Here is a 21,102-nt window from a genome sequence, read left to right on the forward strand (position 1 = left end):
TTGTGGACGGATGGCGCGCGATGTGGGGCGTACTGCTGGGTCTTCAGGACGAATTGTTCAATGATTCAACACTCTGGAGCCGCAGGGCGGCAAAAACGTTGACGCGAGAGCGTGCAAACGTATAATCCGACGCAACCACTATGCGCCCTTAGCTCAGTTGGATAGAGCACCGGCCTTCTAAGCCGTAGGTCACAGGTTCGAATCCTGTAGGGCGTACCATTTTCAAGTCAACACATTTCTACAGAACTCTCTTTCTTTGCTTTATACTCCCTGATATAGCTGGATTTTTCTTTCGCGAGCTCAACCAAAGTCTACTTGGTTCTACCCAAATCAAGTGGTGTCTGGGGCCTTTGCGAGGGCTCATCTCGTTCAATGGAAATTAGGGGTCCCCTATGCCACTAAATTCACGGCAGATCGACACTGCAAAACTAAGATATAAAGAATACAAACTGGCGGATGGCGGTGGGCTTTAACTGCTGAACAAACCCAACGGTGCTAAATATCGCGTGCTGGGTAATGAGAAAAAGCTGTCTATCGGCGTTTATCCCGATATCTCATTGGCAGATGTTCGTTTGAAGCGAGAGCAAGCACGCAAGGTTGTTGCGCTTGGTGGAGATCCAAGCGAAGAGAAGCGGGTTGAAAGACTGGCGCAAAAGGCGAGTGTTGAAAATAACTTCAAAGCTATCGCGCTGGAATGGCATGAATTTAAGCGTACCGGATGGTCGAAGGGCTACGCTGACGACTTGATGGAAGCTTTTGAGAAAGACATCTTCCCAGATCTCGGCAAGCGACCCATTTCAGAGATAAAGCCGCTGGAGATGCTGACGACTCTACGTAAGTTAGAAAAGCGCGGTGTTCTCGACAAATTGCTCAAAATCCGACAGGCGTGTAACCAGGTATTCAGATACGCAATTGTCATTGGCCGGGCGGAGAGTAATCCTGCTTCTGAGCTATCCAGTGCTTTGGCAACACCAAAGTCGCAACATTTCCCTCATTTACTCGCTGAAGAGCTGCTTGAGTTTCTACAAGCGCTGGAAGCTTATTCAGGTAGCCCAATTACTCGTCTTGCAACGCGTATTCTGATGCTAACCGGTGTGCGCACCATTGAGTTATGTCTGGCGGAGTGGAAAGAGTTCGACTTTGATAAAGCGATTTGGGAGGTGCCAAAAGAACGCATGAAGATGCGACGGCCACATATGGTGCCAATGTCAACTCAGGTGGTTGAAGCGCTGCGCGAGATCCAAGCGGTTACCGGTTGTTTTTCGCTGGTATTTCCAGGGCGGAATGACATAACTAAACCAATGAGTGAAGCGAGTATCAATCAGGTGTTAAAGCGGATTGGATATCATGGGAAGGCCTCTGGGCATGGATTCCGACACACGATGAGTACCATTTTGTATGAGCAGGGCTATAACACAGCGTGGATAGAGTTGCAGCTGGCGCATGTGGACAAGAACGATTCGTGGGACGTACAACAATGCTCAGTATCTGGAGCAGCGTAGGGAGATGTTGCAGTGGTATGGGGGTTATGTGGATGGCTTAGGTAAAAAAAATTTTACTGAGCTTCATATGGTTATTGGAATGGCAAGTATCGGTATGAGTTTGGTCTTCGCAACGGACAACCTGCATAATGCGATAAAACGCGTGATGAGCTAGTTATTTTCGCGTTACAGACTGTGACTAAAAGGTATCTAGGATGCGGGTATGGGCTACGATACTAAAATTGAGGTTTACAGGAATGGTTGCAGTTTCAGGACGATAGCTTGTAGTTCTCTGATTGAGCTGGGATTGTGGTCGAAGGATGCGGTAGAGCGGCAGTTGAGTCACTAGGAACGTTATGCTGTGCGTGCAGCTTATATTCATAAGGCTGAGCACTGGGTGAACTGAGGCTGATGTTGCAGTGTTGGGCGAATTATCTGGATGTGAATAGGATGAAGGGGGCAGTCCATTTGACTTCGGGAAGCTCTAACAATTTCACCCCGCAGAGGCTTTAATTTTTTACTTCTGCGGGCTCTGTTTAATCGTTTATCATAATTTGATATGAGTAGCTATCCGGATTTTTATGTGCTGGTAAATATCATTGATTCACCCAGTCGTTGTGTATAATCACAAAACCTTTTTTCTCATATTCTCGCAAGTCCTCACTTAATCGAGTGATATTAATATTTAAATCATCCCCTGTACTAAATCCATGGCCGTATGAATATCCAACTTTATTTGTAAGAATAAACCTATCATGGATATATTTTTTTGGCCAGATATGTACCTCGACTTTAAACCCATCTTTCAAAAATGGAACTAAATGGTCATTCATACTACGTTCTATTTGGCTTCTTCTAATATCATTTTGTTCACATAAGTGTAACTGTAGGCAGTTGGTTCGGGCTCTATTATTTTTTATTTTAGTAATGAATTTGAAAAATGGAGATCTAAATCTATCGTCAATGATATTAAAATAGGGATCAATGAACATAAATTGAGTAGATAAATTTATTGATGTTTGGATTGTATTTACTATATCATCAGCTGTAGGTTCTACGCTAACTGAATGTGCGATCTCCCAATTAATGGGAGTAAATTCAATCATCCTCGGATAATTATAAATTTTCCTGTTAATGTCATCATTATCAGACAGAATTGCATTGAATTGCTCTCTATCATGAATGGTTACAACATGTGTAATCCAGCTTTCATCTTCTGCGAGTCGTCTATCGCCTCGCGATATCAGAGTGGTTTTAATCTTTTTATTAAGATTTTCTAAATATCTTGCTTTTTCAATTGGTCTTAAACCTAACTTATCAAGTTCAGTTTTAAAACTTTGAAACCAACGTAAGGGTACTTCTGCAATAACTCTTCCTTTATCAGCTCCAAACTCTGCATAAAATCTTTGCAAAATATTAATATCTGAAGTTACTACCTTCGGATCAATAGCATATTCTCTCAGCATTTAAAGTTCCTCATAACGTTCTTCAAAGAACCCATTCGGCCAATCAAATTCAAAATCACCGTCTTGTGTCACTGCAATCTTTTTAACGATAGCTCCAGCACTAGAATCAGATATATAAGTTACACTAATATCATCAGGAAACACCTTTATTAAATCATTTGGTAGTGTATCATTATTGCTTTCTTTAATTCTTCGAAGCAACCTGAGTATTATATGTTCACTATGTGTTTCAATTATAAACATTGGTTTTGTAACTAGTGGTACCTGAAGTTGAGTGAATAAGTCACCAAGTGCAACTTGTAACGCTGGATGAATATGAAGTTCCGGTTGTTCTATTGCAATAAATCCATTTTTCACTATATGGGCTGATACAATTATTGGAAGTATTTGGCTGAGACCAACGCCCACTTGATTTGGGTAAAGTTTTAAATCATTATTCTTATTTACAAAAAATAACTGAGGCTCATCATTTTTTTTGAAAAAAGCATTGTTATCTGGTTCAAAGAAACAAGTGGCGGATTTTCCATCAGAACCAAGTATGTTGTTAATTATTATTTCCTGTAAATTTATTTGCCTTTGAATTTTGTAGCCACTATTAAGTTTTTCTTCAGATAGTAACCAGTCATTAATTTTCCCAGTTAAATTTCCATCGCCAATATTATTTTCTAATTGATAAAGTATGTCCCATGCAGCAGTCCCATTAAACCAGTTTTTTTGCTCTGTGTAAGGATTTGGTTTAAATGAAGCATCGGGAACAATTCTGATTGGACCTATTGATACACTCTCATCTAAAAGTATTTTTAGTTTATCAAGAGGAGATGTAAATATTTGGGTTAATGCTCTATTGATAATATCATTATTTATTAATTCAGAGATATTAGCCGGTTCAGATGTCTCTAGGCTTGTTTGTACCAGAGTGCCCAAAGGAGGTAGTGCACCTGCAAACCCCTTTATTAACACCGGTCTCACTGAGTTTTCATCGATACTTGAATCATCGTCATCTTCATTAATTTTTTTATAAAAAAAATCAGCTCTTCTACCACCAATAAGAGAATTGTATTTTTCATGAAAAATATTTTCATATAAATCGTCGCTACTTTCATACGGTATCTCTGCATCATTGATTAAATGATGTAAGAAATTAATATTTTTGATGATGGCTTTATCGAAGTGTTCATTCGAGCGAAGTACACCAATGAGCTCATCGTTTGTTGTTACCGTATATTCTCTAACATAAGCATTTCTTTTTGCAAATGACCATGAAATTAGAAAATCTAGTTTTATTTTTTTGCTTCATTAGATAAATCATTTACTTCTATAATATCTAAGTCTGTTAGATCTGATATTCTGTCAATATATTCACTGTATTCATTACCAATGGTTGTTTCAGTCAGAAATTCAATTTCGATCTTAATTTCACTATTAAGATCTCCATTACTTACAAGTGACTTGAAGCCATCTATCTTTTTTTCACCCATCGCATCTATTTTCGTAGGATTACATTGCTCCTTTGTTATTATTTGCTGCAAATAGAAAAGAGCCATTAAAATGGTAGACTTTCCTACACTATTAGGGCCAAATAACAATGTAATAGGAGCGAACTCGATCGTTTGGGGGGCTCTAAAAGATCTAAAATTAGTTAAAGTAAGTTTTGTTAATCTCATGAAACAACCTCTGCTTTTTAGTTGAAAAGTTGGCCGCTAAGAGTGTTATATAATTTTTCTAATTCTCTTTTGCTATCAATGTAATTATTCATTCTGCTTCTAACTAAAGTGTATATTTCTTGATATTTTTCTTGCAATTCTTTAGGTGGTATTAAAATTTTTATATTTTGAAGCTCTTGAGCATTAATGTTTGCCATACCTATAATGCTTTTACACATGTTCTGTAAAGTATTTTTGCCGTGTGCAGAGTTTAGGTACCCAGAAATATAGTAACTATTAGCCTTATCATTTGGTCTTAGTCTTACTAAATATCCAGCATATGCCATCTCAGTGTCATTATCAAAAACAGCAGTTTTCCCTACTAACTCTTTGCTATTAGTTCTGTTAAAAAGCAAATCACCTTTTCGAACTAGAAATTTTTCTTTGGAGCTGTGATCTAAATCAATATACTTTAAATTTTCATAATCCCAATAGCCCTGATAAGTAATATTTCCCATTCGGAGTATTGGGTATTTACCACTAGTATCAGAAGCTTTGTTCGAAGTGCCATAATCTACTGAGCTAACAAGGTCACGAATAGTGCCAACTGGAAACTTTTTTGGGTTATTTAATGGGTTGCCGAACATATTTAAAAAAGTAGATCTTAGCAAGTCATCCGATAATTTTATTGTCTTCTCTCGAATTGCATGAATACGTTCAGCTTGATTAAGAATTTTTGCGATGCGTTTTTGTTCTTCTAATTTAGGAAGAGGCACGACTAAAGACTTTATCAGGCCTTGGCTAATGTTAGGTTGAGCTCCCCCAACAGCACTATTAAGGAAATAGTTGATTTTACTCTTTAAAAAAAAGTAAAGATATTTCAAATCTGCGACTTTAGCATCTGGGCGAATGTTACATACAGCTTGGTTAGTTGATGCATCGATACCTAATATTGCTAAGCGACCAACTGTTGCGCCATACATTGCCAATAGAATTGCATCTTTTTTAACTATTTTAGCACTACTATTTTTTAGCCCAACCTCAGTGATAAAATCCTTGACTTCATAAATTATTGATTCTTTTAAATCGCCTGATTTTATCCAAGGAATACTTCCGCCTTCATAATACTCGGGTTTAGACTTACTAGGTGTACCTCCACTTCCTGTTTCACAGAAATCAGCGATCTTTAGATAGCGAACATTCACAGCATTCCCTCCAGTACATCTAAATCAGCTAAGATCTCTTTTTCCAATTCTTTCAGCCGGTTCAATATTACTTTTGGTTCCTCAAAAAACTCAGTTTCATAAACTACTTTCTTGTAGCGGTTGATTGAAAGATCATATTTCTCGGCTGCGATATCTGTCTTAGAAACAACAAAGGCTGATTTGGTACGATCTTGATAATCAGTAGATAAATTGGTTCCATGCGGATACTGCTCTTTCAAAAGAGTGCTGAATTTATCACCGATAAAGTTATCTGCTGGTAACCCTTTACTTAGGCGGTAATGTTTCCAACTAGCAATAAGATGGGGTAGATCGTTTTCTTTTACTGGATTACGTTTGTCATCTAAGCTGTAACCGTCATTTTGAAGATCGTAAAACCAGACCTCATCTGTTTGGCCGCCTTTAGTAAAGATAAGAACTGCCGTTGCCACACCAGCATAAGGTTTGAATACTCCGGATGGTAAATTAATAACCGCTTCCAATTGGTTATCTTCCACCAGCGTTTTACGCAGCGCCTGATGTGCTTTACTTGAGCCGAATAGTACCCCTTGAGGTACTATAGTCGCGCTGCGGCCACCTACTTTCAACATCTGTAAAATACGAACTAAGAAGAGCAACTCAGTCTTTTTAGTTTTTACTGTTGCCAACAAAGAAGGATCAATATCTTCTTCATCTAGTGAGCCCGTAAACGGTGGGTTTGCCAAAATCAAATGGAAGGCATTTTTACTCGCTTTTGGGAAGTTATCACTGAAGCTTTGGCTCATAGTGTCCTGATAATGAATACCAGGCTGTTCTACGCCATGCATAATCAGGTTCATTGCTGCGATGCGCAACATGGTGGTGTCAAAGTCATAGCCATGGAACATGTTCTGATCCACGTGAGCACGATAATCGGTTAGCAGATCACCTGTAAAAATTTTCTGTTCTTCCAGTTCACCTCGCTCATTCACACCTAATTCACTATGAATCGACTCAAGGGAGCTGTATTTTTCCAGCAGATACTCATAGCTTGTAGCCAGAAAACCCCCAGTCCCACAAGCAGGATCACAGACAGTTTCATTGCGAGCAGGATTAGGCTCCATCATCTCTACGACGGCGCGGATGATGTGGCGGGGTGTACGGAACTGGCCGTTAATACCTGCGGTTGTTAGTTTGCTAAGCAGGTATTCATACAAATCACCCTTGGTATCTCCTCGATCCAAAGGCAAGTTCTTGATCATTTCAACTGCTTTGGTCAATAGTGACGGTTTAACTATCTCTAGGCGGGCATCTTTCATAAAGTTGCCTAACAGTGAATCACTGTTGCCTAGTGTCCGAAAATGCTGGAATACGCCGTCACGTACCACTTCCATCATTTCATCGGCACCTAAATTGCTGTACTGGCTGAAACGAAACTCTTGTTGTTCAGGGGCAAAGCGTGGTTTGAAATCGATTTTTGTCAGTTGTTTACGCTTTTCGTCCCTCAGCTCAAGGCTGTCGAGCATCCGTGAGTACATTAGATAGGTGATTTGTTCGATCACGGTCAGGGGATTAGTGATACCGCCAACCCAAAAATCTTCCCATAAGTTATCAATGCTACTTTTTAGTTCTCTAGTGATCATAAGGCTTCTTTAATTCACGTTTATCGCTACCGTTGGCAGCTTAGAAAAGAGAAAGCCCCGATGTGTACGAGGCTTGAATGAGGATATTATAGCGCCGGTGACGGAATGACTACACCCAACTCTTCTACGATTTTTTGCAATATTACGATCTGCTGCATATCCGGGAAGATACCGGTGACACCCCCACCATGTATCTGGGTAAATGGCTGTTCGAAGAGCTGTTTCATCTCGATAGTACCGTAATCACGGATATGATTTTTGAGCATCTCCAGGAAACGAATCTGCTGGCTGTTAAGGTGATTTTCAGAAGCAAACATAGCAAAGCGTTCGGTAACAGCTTGCCCATCCATACCGATAATCGTTCGCAACAGCTTATCCAGACTGGCAGTTGCTTGAGGAAAGAAGCTTTTCAGATCGCGAATATCGACGTTAGGGTTCTGAATTAGTACAAGTTTTGCCAATTCGTCTAGCTCTTCAGGTGTCACTGGTTCACCATGGCGAATTTTCTTGAGCACGGTATTTTGCTTGAATAATGGTTCCAGTGCCCCTTGAACCTGTTGACGCCAAAGTCTGAAATCTATAGTTCGAACTTGTGTTTTCCTGATGCCGGTTTCTATCTGAGTTACATCCTCAGTAACATCTACCGTGAGTGGTCCAACTTGAGGTATGACTTCTTTTTCCATCAGATGCATGATGCCACGCAAATGGATACGCATATCTTCGAAATCATTAAAACTAGCTTGTTTCCACCAAGGAAGTTCTCGCAAATTGTTTATGCGAGCCCCTTGTTGCTGTACCTGCACTAAATGACGGGGAAGCCTTTCTAGCTTTTCAACCACCGTAGGCCAGAGTACATCAAGTTCTTCTATGTTGGTGTAACGGGCTGTTTGTGCAGCTAGCATATCCATATCGAAACGCATTGCGTCGCTTTGGCCGCGTACATCTACCCATTGCATTAGTGGAGCAATAAAATCGATTAATACCTGTTGGGTCTGTGGGGCAAATTGTTGCAAGAGCCTTTCATCGCTACATTGTGCTTTTTGCTGCCATCTTTCTTGCACTGCTATGGAATTTTCATCAAGAGCATTAATTTGTACCAATAGCTGTGCGGCTACTCGATTAACTGCTTGTTTATCAAACTTTCGTAATGCTGCCCGGCCTAGCTCAATCCATGCCTCGAAACGTTTCTGTGCTAAGGGCTTGCTAGCTGTAACCTCGATTTCCTCTGTATTTAGTTCGTGATACTCGAAGTTACCCCAGTGATCAAAAATGCGGAATTTCTCTTTATCCAGCGATTTTCCATTCTCATCAACGCCATACAGACCTTTAGCTAAACGTGTTCCACGGCCAATCATTTGCCAGAACTTCACTTTTGATTTAACGGGTTTTGCAAAAATCAAGTTGACGATTTCTGGTACATCGATGCCGGTATCCAACATATCAACCGAAATAGCGATGATAAGCTCTTTGTTGGTACTTTCATCCAACCCTTTAAAATCTTCTATCAGCTGCTCCGACCTGGTTTCCTGATTATCAATAACCTGACAAAAGCGGCCAGCAAACTGCGGGTACATTCCATCAAATAGCTCTCTCAACAAGATGGCATGGTCGTGCCCTCTGGCGAATATAATTGATTTGCCGGGAAGCTGGCCGTCTTTATCTTTGATGCCATTTTCCATCAGATTACGTAAAATTAGCCGGTTAGTGTCTCGGTTATAGATCCGATCATCGATGGCTTTGTTATCAAACTCCAGTGTATTGGGATCAATATTCTGTTCTTCTAGTTCACGTATCTGAGCATTGCTTAAGTTATCGCGCCTGATTCCCTCACGTAAAAACTGTGTAGTGTGGGTGACAACTTCATATGGCACCAGATTGTTGTCTGCAATTGCATCTTCCAGGCTGTAGTTGGCCGTAGGAATGCGCCCTTCACAGCCAAACAACCCGAAAGTAGTTTTGCTGACCATATCAATAGGGGTCGCTGTCAGACCTACCTGTAACGCATCAAAATATTTGAACAAATCACCGTATACGTTATAGATGGAACGGTGTGATTCATCAGCAATAATGAGATCGAAATAACCAACATCAAAGCGATCCATGATGTTCATCATCCCTGGATAGGTCGCTATATAGACACGGGCATTAAGCATATCTTTCTTTGGAGATACGCCAACGACATACATAGGGTCACTGATGTATTGTTTAAACGCGTTCCCTGCCTGCTTACGTAGTTCTCTACGGTCACAAAGGAACAACACACGCTTCACCCAGCGGGCATCAATCATTAGTTTGCTTAAAGCGATAGCAACTCGAGTTTTTCCCGTGCCAGTAGCTTGTACAATGAGCGACTGACGATATTTCTGTGTAAAACGTTCACTCACCCTCGCCAGGGTCTCTTGTTGATACAAGCGGCCAGCGACAAGCTCACCTTTACTGTCTCTGGCGTGAGGAACTTCATTCAGTGGTAAGCGGGTTTCGCGTTGTTGAATCAGATATTGCAGGCTTCTTTACTGTAGAAACCGAATACTTTGCGTGGCGGGTAGCCTGAGTTTTATGGTCATCCCACAGATAAATAACGTAACCATTGGTGTAAAAAATAACAGGACGTTGGCCGTATTCTTTCTCCAGCCAATCAGCATATAGTCTGGCTTGTGTCCGACCTTTATCTGGACTGACATTAGTTTTTTTTGCTTCAACTACGGCAATCGGTTTGTGGCTATCATCCCACAGTACATAATCTGCAAATCCGTTGCCTGATGTCGTTGGTTGTTCTTTAACAGGATGCTCCTGAGATACCTGTTCAGTATTGGCAGCGTCGGGAGCTACATCCCAGCCTGCAGCAATGAGGCGTGAGTCAATCAGGTGGCGGCGAGTTTCAGCTTCATCAAGTGATAGAATGTCAGCAACTTGCTGGTTACGATCTTTTACTTCATGCAGGCGTTGTTCAAGTATTTCTGTTTTTTCCTGCTCTTTTTGCAATGCGCGCTGAAGCGCAATTTCCCGCTCGCGAGCACTATCAAGATCTTTGATCGCCGTATCTAAACGTTTTTGCTGTTCTGTAAGATTAACTGAAGTATTTAGAACATCAGACAATGGGGGTAGAGCAAAAGGTTGGCAGTCATCAACATTCCCCTGAGCGTAACGAACGTAAAGCCATAGCCCTAATAGAAATGCTTCTTTTAACAACCAGTATGCATCCTGAGCTTTAATGGTGCTGCCATGAGCTGCGCGATTGCCATGAATGCGCAGGGCGTCCATTTTCATTAAAATTGCTTCAGGCATGATGCTAGTAAATACAGAAGCATTCATCAGATCATACAAGCTAGCTTTGAAGCCTTCAGGAAGTCGTTCCTGTCGATAGATCCAGCGGACAATTTGCTCATCATAGTTGCGTAGCTTAACTAAGCAACTTTCTGGATCCGAATGGACGTACTGTTCTGCTGCGGTCGCAAGGCTTGCTAAATCAGGCCACTGACTGCGTAGCATTTCAAAATTGCGAGACTGCTCCATTAAATCGTTACCTTATGCAATGGATACAACAAGATATCAGTTGATTTTATCACAGGTTTGTAGGTAATTTTTGTGAGCTGCAGAAAAGGTTTAGCAGTAAATATATGCCTATAGTTCAGATAGTTAGCTTCAACCAAATGCATGTAATGAGGATTAAGAAGGGGAAGCTGGGCAATTGTGAAAGTATAATCATCTATGCGATATTTGGGGGAAGGAACGTACCAAGGCAATTGCGACAGATGGCAGTTTTGTATACTGCTGGCTTGCATAACGGCTCGAGACAACAAAAACTACATTCGACACAGTAGCAGATTTTTTCATAAAGGAATATTAATGTGAGTAGCGAATCAACAGAGATTGGATTTAGTGGATGGCGCCTTCTTTTATCGTTTGTTATATTTATTTACATCATGATCTATACACTTTTTGCAATAAAATACTTCTTTTTGTCATGGGCTGGTGATTATGGTTTTTTGAATGATTTAATTCATCCATCGGACAGTCTTATTGCTAATGAGGAAATAAAGCTCGCCATCTTTACTGTACTAGGTGCTTTATTTGGTGGGGCTACATTAGGCATAACTTCTTTACATAGATATTCTGCTGTAACGAAAACATTGGATATTGACCATCTGTGGGGGTATTTGATGGCACCAATACTATCTATTGTAATTGGCATACTGATTTTTTGTCTATTATACAGTGGGCTAATGGTTTTGAACGGTGGGACCAGTGTTAATGCTGGGCAAACCAGTGTGAAAATTGGCTATTTATCGCTTGGCGCAATCTGCTCCTATAACTGGGATGTATTCGTTATGAAATTGCAGAAACTATCAAAACATGTATCCGATGAATAAAGAGAGCTTTGCTCTCTTTATTTCGTTAGTACTTATTAGAAATATTATTTTTCTTGGGGCAACACATTCCCATGAACATAATGATCCTTTAACTGTCTGCACCATGACACTAATGTATTAGCTCTTCGTGGGATAGTATCTCCTGTAAGCGAAGGGCAGCACTTAGTTAAAAAATCTTCTGCAGTCTCCGGATCGATATCAGCAAGGCTAGTAATATCGCAATGATTCATCCACGCCCAAGCGCACTCACTTGCTTCAAAAGCATTTGCTGCAATCCTGTATTTTGTTGGTATATCGGAGAGGGCAACTCGTTGTCCCTGTGGTGTTAACTCACCATTGAATTCTAGTAATCCGAGAATAAGTGCTGAGTGCTTATAATAATCAACAAGTCGTGCATTAACATTTAAGGTTTCTGCCGTGATAGGTTCGTTATTCCATTTAAGATCGATATACAAGAAAACTTTATCAATATCATTTCCTTGTGGAACTTTGATTGATGAAATGTATGTCAATGCACGACGTTTAAGTCGTGATAAATAAATCTCAGCATCTATTTTAAATATTTTAATAGTATTGCTTGTATCAGCGGATGAACGTAATTCAAAATCAATACTAGATAGCTCAATCGATTTCAGAAAGTTGAGGAATACTTTTATATCAATATCACTTTGAGTAAGCAGAGGGATTATATCCTTCTTATAAACCATCAATGTTGATACTTTGTTCAAGAAATTCTCAAATTTAGTCAATTCTTCTGCATGCAGTGAAATGGCAAAAGAACCATACCGTGCATTTAAAGCTTGCAGATTTCCCTTCACGCCGCGAGACTTATTGAAGCCAAGAACTAGTTCGCTGAATCGATCACATACTTGACTCATCCCCTCTAATGTGATGTTTTTCTTCGATTTTTTATTTGTTTTAGATACGATAATCTCATGTGTCGGGATGAGATTATTTTCTAGCAAGCTGGGCGCGTATATCACAACTCTTTTGACATAAATTTCAGGCTTTGGAAGGCTGATTTCTGCTATTTTGTTTTTGTGCTTAAAATTAATTTCCATTTCACCATCAGCAGAAAAAGGTATTTTGATATCGTAAAAATATTCCTGTTCTTGATGCTCAAGGATGCTACGTAAACTGATTTTTTCTTTTTCAAAAGCAATAACCCTTGCTTTTGAACACGGGATTACATACCAATTATCAAAAGTGGCATCATCACCAATCCAGTAAACAAAAAAAGTGGAACCAGTTTCATTTTCTGCATAGAAAATTTTAGGTCCATCAAATTCTAGGTAAACATTTATAATCCTAAGCTTACCAAAAGAAGGGTGACGGGCGAAAATATCCATTTATTTCACCTCGCTGAAATTCAGATGGATGTTACTGTCTTTTTGAGCCATAGAGTTAAATGACCAGCCTCAAGCGTTTTTCGCATTTTCCCCATGCTGGAACTCACTGTCCCGCATGCAAGTTTGCGCTGCCCTAGTCCTTGTGGCAGGAACGCTATCGCCTCCAGTAATAATTCTTTACTGGACCATACACTAGTTCCGTATACCGCTTGTTTTTTTTCAAGCGTCTCACATCGTTCATGCCTGCGAGGTTGTTCCTGATGCGTAGCTAGGAAACAGGTTTCTGTAGGCGGTATCGATTTTACAAACCGGTACACAGTTCCTTCTGCATCCATCGCATCTTCAGGAGGTAGCTCCAGTTCAGGAGGAAAGAAATCGGGCCAACTATCCTTATTTTCGTCTTTCATCTCGTGTTTTCTTAAACATGTTCAACATCAGGTCCGGTCGTGAGTGTTGGGCCTGCTTTATCCTAAAAAGGCATCGAATCAGATGAGTGCAGCAGTTGCATCTCTTTTGATTCAGAGAATTCCCATTCTAGTCGCATTTGCTAGTTGCAGGAACTTTTTTAACATGCGTTTGCGCGCTAGAAAGAAGATTTAATTTGCAAAAATTGTAATTGAACGAGCTCGAAAACGGTGAACAACACTACGATTGGCCTCGGAGATACAACAGTAATTTGAGCTTCGTATTTTCCTAAGAACATCGTTTCTGGAAAGTCCAGTAAAGTGAAACCAAAAGTGTGCACAGGTTACACCCTCAGCATGGCACCGCATCGGTTGTGGAGTTTTGATTTTCGAGTAGAAAAATTACAGGCATGGTTTTAAACACCGGATGCATCGCTTGCCAACATCATCCCCTCACCGCTCTTTGCCATTATCTGGTATGGCACAACCCATAATTTTAAGGTGTCCGAGAAAGCAAAGTGCTGCTGTATTGGTTGGCTAAAGTCATCATGCGCAGGGTAGATCAGGTACATCTCTCCAGTCCCATTAAAATACTTTTGGCCGTAGGCAAACATTTGATAGAATTAGGATTGTGCCAGTCCATACAATGATTTTTTTGCTGGCTGCTATTTACCAGCTTCCATTTTGTATCCATCACCATTTTGGTTTGAACCGGTTGCCGCGATTGAATCAACGGGGAGCAGGTCAGTCTGTTAGGTGTGAAATTCGAGTCCGGCCTTCGCACCTTACAGTTTCACCATCCCCAAAACCCGCAACAACTCCCCCACACTCAAATCCCTCACCACCGGACGTGGCTCCTTCCTCAACCAACTCACCAACCGCCCCAATCCCCCAACCAATCCAGCCCCTCCGAATTAAACAGATACTCATCATCCCCAAGCCCAAAAGTCTCCTGAAACGATCTCTCCTCGGTCACAAACGAAACCCCAAACTTCTTCTCCGCGTCCTCCAGCAGCTCAACTCCATCATCTCCGGTAATACCCAGATCAGCATCCAGCAGGGTATGCTCAGTAATCACAGACTTGTGATCCCCCGAAAACTCACGCACAAACTCTATCACCTCTTCCAACGTAGGTTTCACACCAACCTCCCAGATTCATCCCCAGCCACCAACGGCAAATCCTCCCGCAACGTCCCCAGCAAATACTCCACAAAAACCCTTACCTTACTGTTCGCCGTCTGCTTCGTTGCGAATACGGCACTCACCGGCATCGATCCCAGCGCAAACTCCCTCAACACTGGCACCAGCGCCCCTGAAGCCAAATCCGGTCCCGCCAGCCATGCCGGGAACTGCGTAATCCCCAATCCCGCCAGCGCGGCGGCGCGCTGCTGCTCACCATCATTACTCTGAAACCGGCCTTGAGGCATCAGCGTAAACGCTTTACCGTTCTCACCCACAAAGCGCCACGGATGCATTCCGCGACCGGCATTGAACGAGATGCACTGATGCTCATTCAGTTCAGCAGGTGAGGCGGGTGCGCCATACTTCGCCAGATAATCCGGGCTCGCCACCGTAATCAGCGGGCTGTCGGCCAGTTTACGTTGTGTTAGCGCCGAGTCCTGCAGTTCGCCGTGTCGGATGGCGACATCGATATTCTCTTCAATCAAATCCACATGCCGCTCAGAGACGCGCAATTCAACATTGAGCGCCGGATAGCGCGCCAGCAGAGCGGGCAGGCGCGGCACAATGTAGAAACGGCCAAACACCGGAGCCACTGAGATGCGCAACGTGCCTGCAGGTTCATCTGCGCCATATTTAACGTTTAATTCTAGCTGGTCGAATTCATCGCGCAGGCGCATTGCGCCGTCATAAAAGGTTCGGCCCGAGTCGGTTAAGGCGATGCCACGTGAGGAACGTTTCAGAAGCGGATGATTAAACTGCTTCTCCAGCGCGGCTATCTGTTTGCTAACCGCAGATTGCCCGATACCGGCTTCTTTGGCGGCGGCGGAGAAACTGCCACATTCGACCACGCGCAGAAACAGCCGGATAGCATCAAGTCGATCCATTACGTAGTCCTGATGGGAATAGAGGGTATTCCATTAAGCCAGCTAGTTGCAAAAATTGGAATGGCATAAGGTTTCTCCACACCCTTTTACCGGAGCAACTTATGAACAAGACACAGCATCCCTTAACCGATCACGATCGTTTGCAGGTGCAGCAATCACTGGCCGAGCAGCAAGCGCATCGCGAGCACTTTAGCGGCACAATGCGCGAGTATTATGACGAGATGACTGCAGAGACACCGCTGGCAGCAGTCGTGCACTGTGAGCACGCCGCGGATTCTGGCTGGTGGCTGCATCCGCAGGAGACACGCACCGAGCAGGTTATCGTGTTTATCCATGGCGGGGCATATATGCTCGGCAGCGCGCAGGCCTATCGCGGATTCGCCAGCCAGCTGGCGGTGCGCACCGGCTATTCCACCTTTGTGCTGGACTATCCGCTGGCACCGGAACATCCATTCCCGGCCGCGCCTGACAGGGTGATTGAGATACTAAACGGGCTGGTCGACACCGGCATTGAACACATCGCGCTGGTGGGGGATTCAGCCGGTGCTGCGCTGTCACTGGTGGCGCTGCAACATCCGCAGCTGGTGCAGAAAATCAGTGCTGCGGTGCTGTTTTCGCCGTGGACCGATCTGACCTTCAGCGGTTCTTCATTTAACGATCCCAACACGCGCGATCCGATTTTCCAGCCGTCGATCCTGCAGGATGCCGCTGCGGCTTATTTGCAGGGCGCATCGGCGGAGGATCAACGCGCCTCGCCACTGTTTGCGCAGTACAGACACTTACCACCGCTGATGATTCAGGTTGGCACCGAAGAACTGTTGCTGGATGACGCCACGCGCTTAGCGGCTCAATTAGCTGAGCAGGGCGGTGAAGTGCAGTTGGATATCTATCAAGGCATGCACCACGTATTTCAGCGGGATATCCGCCTGGATGCCGCGCGTCACGCACTGGATTCCGCCACCAGTTTTATTCGCCAGCATCAGTAACACTTCGCGTGCCCGGCCAGTGATTCCCGCAATGCAGGCCGGGCAATAATCCCTCCTCACATTCCCGTCCCATCACACCCCACATGCATTTATTTTAGCGATCCCCACATCCACCGATATAACCGTTAATGGATCATTTTCGGAGAGTGGTGGCTGGCGAGACAACGGAGAGTCAATTTGAAGCTGATGCCTGACGGTTAATGACGCACGTCAATTCACCCAGCCGCTCTAATTTATCGGTCAATGCGCGGGACGGGGTGAAGAATGGAAAAGGTACTGATTGTTGACGATCATCCAATCACGCGATTAGCGCTCAGATTACTGCTTGAGGAAGACAATCGGGTGGTAGTGGGCGAAGTGGGCGATGGCATTCAGGCCATCCAGTTTGTGAAAAACTGCAGCCGGATTTAGTGATCATTGATATCGATATCCCGGTGCTCAACGGTATCGATGTCATCAAGCGCGTGCGCCAGAGTGGGCACGAGATGGGCATTCTGGTGCTCTCCGGCAAAGACAGCGAGCACTACATTCGCCGCTGTGCCACGGCGGGTGCCAACGGATTTATGAGTAAGTGCAAAGATTTGGCTGAGCTGAGAGATGCGATTCGCGCCATCAGCAAGGGATACGGCTTTTTCCCGATGAATCGTGCGCGTCAGGGCTCGCACCTTGATGATGACAACAGTGACCAGCGCAAAATTGATGAGCTGTCGCCGAAAGAGCTGGATGTACTGCGTCAGCTGGCGCGTGGTGAGAAAGTGGTGGATATCGCGCGAGGCATGAACATCAGCGATAAGACCGTCAGCACCTATAAAAGCCGGCTGATGATGAAGCTGGAGTTAAAGAACCTGGTGGATGTGCTCGATTTTGCCCAGCGGCACAACCTGGATTGAGGCGCTGGGCATGTCATGCGCTGAACTCGTCTTTGAGAAAAGTTTCGATCGCCTGGTTGAGAACATGCACGCAGCCCAGTGTTTCATCGAGCATCAGGCCGAGATGGCGTTCATCGGCTGGGGCGCTACAGGCTTGCTCTAATTCGCGGCACTGATCGGCAATCGATATTGCGCCGATGATCTGCACCGAACCTGCCAGGCGGTGCAGGCTGCGTTCCAGCGCGGGCCAGTCGCGATTGTCGAAACAGGCGCAGGCCACCTGCATATCGTGCAGGTTTTCATCGCGGGTGGCGCAGAGCAGGCGCTGTAGCATCTCGGTGTCCTGATGAGCCAGTTCGCGCAGGGCGTTGAGATCGAGCAGATGATTCAGCGCAACATGGCCGGGATAGGGCACAACAGTCGGGCGCGGCACTCTTTGCAGCAGTGCTTCCAGTTGCGGCAGGCGCAACGGTTTGAACAGGCAGTCATCCATGCCCGCTTCGAGGCAGCGCGAACGCTCTTCCGGCTGTGCGTTGGCGGTCAGTCCCATAATGGTGAGCGGTTCGCGCTGCTTCTTGCGCAGTTCGCGCGTCAGGGTAAAGCCATCCATTACCGGCATGCTGCAATCGGTAATCACCAAATCAATCTGGTTTTCCTGCCATAGCCACAACGCCTGTTCGCCATCTTCGGCTTCAATCACTTTATGTCCCAGTCGGCTGAGCTGACGTTTCAGCAGCAGGCGGTTGGCGGGATGATCATCCACCGTCAGGATAGTTAACGGCAATCCGCCTGCATCCTGCTGACGCACCTGTTCAACCGGAACATTGACCGCTTCACGGCAATCCACCGGAATACGCACGCAGATGCGGGTGCCGCGTCCTGGTTGGCTGTGCAGCGTCAGGCTGCCCGCCATCATCGCCACCATCTGTTCACAGATCGCTAATCCCAAACCAGTGCCGCTCTGTTTTTGCCGGATGCGGACTGTTCGTAAGGATTGAATATCAGTTTTTGTTCCTCTTCGCTGATACCGATGCCGGTGTCCTGCACCGTGAGTTCCAGCGTGGCACGATCGCCTTCGCCCGGCTTGCTGCGCACCTGCACTTCCACCGTGCCGCGCTCGGTGAATTTAATCGCGTTGCTGATCAGGTTGGAAAGGATTTGCCGCAGACGCATCGGATCCAGCAGCAGTTCGTCCGGATGCAGCACGTCAATCTGATAGTGCAGCAGCAATCCTTTCTGGCGCGCCAGCCCTTCAAACACGCGCACCACCGGTTCGGCCAGCGTATCGAAGCGCACCCATTCCGGCGACAGTTCCAGCTTGCCCGATTCGATTTTTGCCATGTCGAGGATATCGCCAATCAGCCCCATCAGTGATTGCGCAGATTCATAGGCGACGCGCACTGATTCCTTATCGCACGGCTGTTGCAGGCGATTGGCGACCGCCAGCTCCAGCAGGCCGATAATCGCGCTGATCGGCGTGCGGATTTCATGGCTCATGGTAGCGAGGAAGGTGCTTTTGGTGCGATTGGCCTGCTCGGCGCGTTCGCGGGCTTGCAGCAGATCGCCGGTGAGCTGTTCATGCTCGGTGACGTCCTGCCAGCTGCAGATCATCCCGGCGATGTTGCCGTGATTATCGCGAAACGCCTCGGCGCGGTGGATGACATCTCGCAGTTCGTGGCCGTTATCGATCTGGCCGCGCTGTGGTGCCATCTCCAGTGAGGTTTGCTCGGCCAGCAAGGCCATTTGCGCCTGGCAGATGGCGTGCAACGGGTGCGCGCTGTCGCTGAGTGGCAGCTGGCTGATATTGGAGTGTGGATCGTTGAAGAACTGGCTCCAGGCCGGATTTTTGTTGGTCATCTCGCCTTTGTGGTCAATGACGTAAATTGGCACCGGCGTGCCGTTGAACAGTGTTTTCTGGAAGGTGGCCTGTTCCTGCAGTCGCGCCTGCGCCTCTTTACGCTGACGCACCGCGCGATGCAGATGGTAGTTCCAGAACAGCGAGGTGATCACCAGCACCGCGAAGATCCCCGCCAGCCAGTAGAATTCGTGACGATACGCCATCCAGGTGTCGAGTTTGACATCGGGCGTGCCCTGCCATTTCATCGCCAGCAGCGAGATATCGCGCGGGGAAAGGGTGGCGAGCGCTTTGTTTAAAATGCTCAGCAGTTCGGGATTGTCGCGTCCAACCGCAAAGCCAATGCGAGCAGGATTTTCCCCCAGGCGTGACACTATTTGCAGGCGATTGTTGAAATAGCGATCGATCATATAGCGAGCCGCGATCAGATTATTCATGGCGCTATCGACTCGTCCTTCATTGACCATTTGCAGTGCGATGCTGGCATTTTCGACGGTGATCAGTTTGATGTGCGGATAGTTTTCCGTCAGCCAGCCGGTGAGTTCATGTTGCGGCGTGATGGCCAGCGTGTCGGTGTCGTTCAGGGATTTGGGCGCACCCAGCGTGGATTTGCTGACTAACACATAGGGCGGCAAAACGTAAGGACGGGAAAACAGCGCCCGCGCTTCCCGCTGCGGGCTGTGTGCCAGCGATCCCACCAGTTCTGCTTCGTGACGACTTAACCTGCCGAGCATGTCGTTGACCGAGGAAGCTTCCACCATTTTGAAAACAATGCCGGTGCGCAGATAGATTAATCGCAGGAGATCGGCCGTCATGCCGTTGAATTTGTTATGGCTGTCTTTAAGCGTGAAGGGCGCGTCCAGAGGATTGATCACCACGCGCAGTACCTGATGCTGGCCAAGCCAACGCCGTTCGCCTGGCGTTAACGTCAGTTGGGAAGACGCCATCATCGGCGGCATGCTTTGCACCCACTGATTAAAAATGGCTTTGTGGTGCTGCATCGGGATCGCATTTAACACGGCGTTGACGCTGCGATGCAGCGGCGCATTGACCGCAGGAAAAACAAAGTGCGGTCCGGCATCCGTGGGCTCAAAAATGTGGATTACCGAGAGCGTGGAAGCATAGTTGCGTTCAATCAGATAGTTGGCCGCATTCAGATTCCCAATAAAGTAATCATTTTCGCCAAACGCCACCGACGCCAGCGCGCTGAGTGCGGAAGGATAGCGGGTGATTTTTGCTTCTGGATAGCGGGCCTCAATCCACGCATCGCTCAGATAGCCGCGCGGCATGGCGATCTGCATCTGTGCGTTAATGTCGTTTAGCTCGGACAGGGTGTTTTCGCGCGAGACCATGGCGGGGAGGTCAGTGGTATACGGCTGGCTGCGCAGCATTTCCGGTGAGGCCGGTTCCGGGCTGCCGGCACCCTCCACTAACATATCGACTTTTCCCTGCTGCATCGCCTCAAGCGCTGCGCTGCGGCTGCTGTAATAGTGAGTGATGATGTGCAGACCGAGATAATGCAGCACTAATGAAGTGTAATCAGCTGATATGCCCTCCAGCGCGTTGGCATCAATCACTACGTCAAAAGGGGGATTGCCGGGGGCATACATCCCCACCTTGACCTCTCGCTTCTCACCCAACCAGCGCCAGTCGTTGTCGCGTAAATCAAAGCTCAGCAACACATTCTGCTCGCGGCTGACCAGTTGCATTACGCGAGGATCTTCGGCCCTGATTGGCTGACTCAACAGACAGAGCAACAAGCCAATCAGGCAGAGTAATTTAGCCATC

The 21,102-nt window shown here is 45.5% G+C and carries 14 protein-coding genes, 1 tRNA gene and 5 pseudogenes; 7 read left to right on the forward strand and 13 right to left on the reverse strand.

All coding sequences use genetic code 11. The annotated features are described in order from the left end of the window. The first annotated feature begins 142 nt into the window (after window positions 1-142). From HA45_RS03460 to HA45_RS03470, 3 genes and pseudogenes are all read left to right on the forward strand, one after another. Window positions 143-219, forward strand: a tRNA-Arg gene (locus tag HA45_RS03460). 173 nt (window positions 220-392) lie between these two features. Next, window positions 393-1,542 (forward strand): annotated as a pseudogene (locus HA45_RS03465) (tyrosine-type recombinase/integrase); the annotation flags it as partial. Between the two features lie 162 nt (window positions 1,543-1,704). Continuing rightward, window positions 1,705-1,969 (forward strand): annotated as a pseudogene (locus tag HA45_RS03470) (integrase); the annotation flags it as partial. Window positions 1,970-2,077: 108 nt separating this feature from the next. Here HA45_RS03470 and HA45_RS03475 read toward each other — a convergent pair. From HA45_RS03475 to HA45_RS03500, 6 genes and pseudogenes are all read right to left on the reverse strand, one after another. Further along, window positions 2,078-2,947, reverse strand: a complete 870-nt coding sequence (locus tag HA45_RS03475) for a hypothetical protein (RefSeq protein WP_128598883.1) — start codon at window positions 2,945-2,947, stop codon at window positions 2,078-2,080. Beyond that, complete coding sequence (locus HA45_RS03480) at window positions 2,948-3,916, reverse strand: AAA family ATPase (RefSeq protein ID WP_158087306.1); 969 nt, start codon at window positions 3,914-3,916, stop codon at window positions 2,948-2,950. 311 nt (window positions 3,917-4,227) lie between these two features. Further along, on the reverse strand, window positions 4,228-4,611 hold the full coding sequence (locus tag HA45_RS03485; RefSeq protein WP_128598885.1) for an AAA family ATPase: 384 nt from the start codon (window positions 4,609-4,611) through the stop codon (window positions 4,228-4,230). A gap of 17 nt (window positions 4,612-4,628) precedes the next feature. Continuing rightward, window positions 4,629-5,795: a restriction endonuclease subunit S gene (locus HA45_RS03490; protein WP_100702338.1), complete on the reverse strand. Its 1,167-nt coding sequence runs from the start codon at window positions 5,793-5,795 to the stop codon at window positions 4,629-4,631. After that, the gene (locus HA45_RS03495) at window positions 5,792-7,414 is read right to left on the reverse strand and encodes a type I restriction-modification system subunit M (protein ID WP_100702339.1); all 1,623 of its coding nucleotides are present in this window, start codon (window positions 7,412-7,414) and stop codon (window positions 5,792-5,794) included. Before HA45_RS03495 ends, HA45_RS03490 begins: the two co-directional genes overlap by 4 nt. 86 nt (window positions 7,415-7,500) lie before the next feature. Further along, a pseudogene (locus HA45_RS03500) lies at window positions 7,501-10,927 on the reverse strand (DEAD/DEAH box helicase family protein). Window positions 10,928-11,262: 335 nt separating this feature from the next. On the opposite strand from HA45_RS03500, the gene HA45_RS03505 reads away from it, so the two are divergent. Further along, window positions 11,263-11,784, forward strand: a complete 522-nt coding sequence (locus HA45_RS03505; protein ID WP_100702341.1) for a hypothetical protein — start codon at window positions 11,263-11,265, stop codon at window positions 11,782-11,784. Between the two features lie 44 nt (window positions 11,785-11,828). Here the strand turns inward: HA45_RS03505 and HA45_RS03510 are convergent, their stop codons facing one another. The 5 genes and pseudogenes from HA45_RS03510 to HA45_RS03525 all read right to left on the reverse strand — a co-directional run bounded on the left by HA45_RS03510 (window position 11,829) and on the right by HA45_RS03525 (window position 15,604). Next, on the reverse strand, window positions 11,829-13,133 hold the full coding sequence (locus HA45_RS03510) for a DUF6575 domain-containing protein (protein ID WP_100702342.1): 1,305 nt from the start codon (window positions 13,131-13,133) through the stop codon (window positions 11,829-11,831). 20 nt (window positions 13,134-13,153) lie between these two features. Further along, a complete protein-coding gene (locus tag HA45_RS27420) occupies window positions 13,154-13,540 on the reverse strand; it encodes a hypothetical protein (RefSeq protein WP_162288441.1) in 387 nt (128 codons plus the stop codon). Window positions 13,541-13,953: 413 nt separating this feature from the next. Next, window positions 13,954-14,270, reverse strand: a pseudogene (locus HA45_RS27850) (5-methylcytosine restriction system specificity protein McrC); the annotation flags it as partial. A 138-nt stretch (window positions 14,271-14,408) separates the two neighbouring features. Further along, entirely contained in the window at window positions 14,409-14,678 is a 270-nt protein-coding gene (locus tag HA45_RS03520) for a hypothetical protein (RefSeq protein ID WP_366557315.1), read from the reverse strand. Beyond that, entirely contained in the window at window positions 14,675-15,604 is a 930-nt protein-coding gene (locus HA45_RS03525; protein WP_100702345.1) for a LysR family transcriptional regulator, read from the reverse strand. Before HA45_RS03525 ends, HA45_RS03520 begins: the two co-directional genes overlap by 4 nt. A 101-nt stretch (window positions 15,605-15,705) precedes the next feature. Between HA45_RS03525 and HA45_RS03530 the strand changes: the two genes are divergently transcribed. From HA45_RS03530 to HA45_RS03535, 3 genes are all read left to right on the forward strand, one after another. Next, the gene (locus HA45_RS03530) at window positions 15,706-16,590 is read left to right on the forward strand and encodes an alpha/beta hydrolase (protein WP_100702346.1); all 885 of its coding nucleotides are present in this window, start codon (window positions 15,706-15,708) and stop codon (window positions 16,588-16,590) included. A gap of 264 nt (window positions 16,591-16,854) precedes the next feature. After that, entirely contained in the window at window positions 16,855-17,001 is a 147-nt protein-coding gene (locus HA45_RS27855) for a hypothetical protein (protein ID WP_244563365.1), read from the forward strand. Further along, the gene (locus HA45_RS03535; RefSeq protein WP_244563366.1) at window positions 17,001-17,480 is read left to right on the forward strand and encodes a LuxR C-terminal-related transcriptional regulator; all 480 of its coding nucleotides are present in this window, start codon (window positions 17,001-17,003) and stop codon (window positions 17,478-17,480) included. Before HA45_RS27855 ends, HA45_RS03535 begins: the two co-directional genes overlap by 1 nt. Window positions 17,481-17,493: 13 nt before the next feature. Here HA45_RS03535 and HA45_RS27860 read toward each other — a convergent pair whose 3' ends face one another. Together HA45_RS27860 and HA45_RS03540 are read right to left on the reverse strand one after the other, a co-directional pair. Then, window positions 17,494-17,793: an Hpt domain-containing protein gene (locus HA45_RS27860; protein ID WP_366557316.1), complete on the reverse strand. Its 300-nt coding sequence runs from the start codon at window positions 17,791-17,793 to the stop codon at window positions 17,494-17,496. A 56-nt stretch (window positions 17,794-17,849) separates the two neighbouring features. Next, window positions 17,850-21,101 (reverse strand): annotated as a pseudogene (locus HA45_RS03540) (ATP-binding response regulator); the annotation flags it as partial. Window position 21,102 lies beyond the last annotated feature (1 nt).

It is taken from the genome of Pantoea rodasii, from assembly GCF_002095465.1.
Taxonomy (GTDB): Bacteria; Pseudomonadota; Gammaproteobacteria; order Enterobacterales; family Enterobacteriaceae; genus Pantoea; species Pantoea rodasii.

Coding starts and splice junctions, on each gene's coding strand:
- HA45_RS03495 (WP_100702339.1), bottom strand. CDS start 7,414: ATGATCACTAGAGAACTAAAAAGTAGCATTGATAACTTATGGGAAGAT.
- HA45_RS27860 (WP_366557316.1), bottom strand. CDS start 17,793: ATGCTACAGCGCCTGCTCTGCGCCACCCGCGATGAAAACCTGCACGAT.
- HA45_RS03530 (WP_100702346.1), top strand. CDS start 15,706: ATGAACAAGACACAGCATCCCTTAACCGATCACGATCGTTTGCAGGTG.
- HA45_RS27420 (WP_162288441.1), bottom strand. CDS start 13,540: ATGAAAGACGAAAATAAGGATAGTTGGCCCGATTTCTTTCCTCCTGAA.
- HA45_RS27855 (WP_244563365.1), top strand. CDS start 16,855: ATGGAAAAGGTACTGATTGTTGACGATCATCCAATCACGCGATTAGCG.
- HA45_RS03525 (WP_100702345.1), bottom strand. CDS start 15,604: ATGGATCGACTTGATGCTATCCGGCTGTTTCTGCGCGTGGTCGAATGT.
- HA45_RS03475 (WP_128598883.1), bottom strand. CDS start 2,947: ATGCTGAGAGAATATGCTATTGATCCGAAGGTAGTAACTTCAGATATT.
- HA45_RS03510 (WP_100702342.1), bottom strand. CDS start 13,133: ATGGATATTTTCGCCCGTCACCCTTCTTTTGGTAAGCTTAGGATTATA.
- HA45_RS03485 (WP_128598885.1), bottom strand. CDS start 4,611: ATGAGATTAACAAAACTTACTTTAACTAATTTTAGATCTTTTAGAGCC.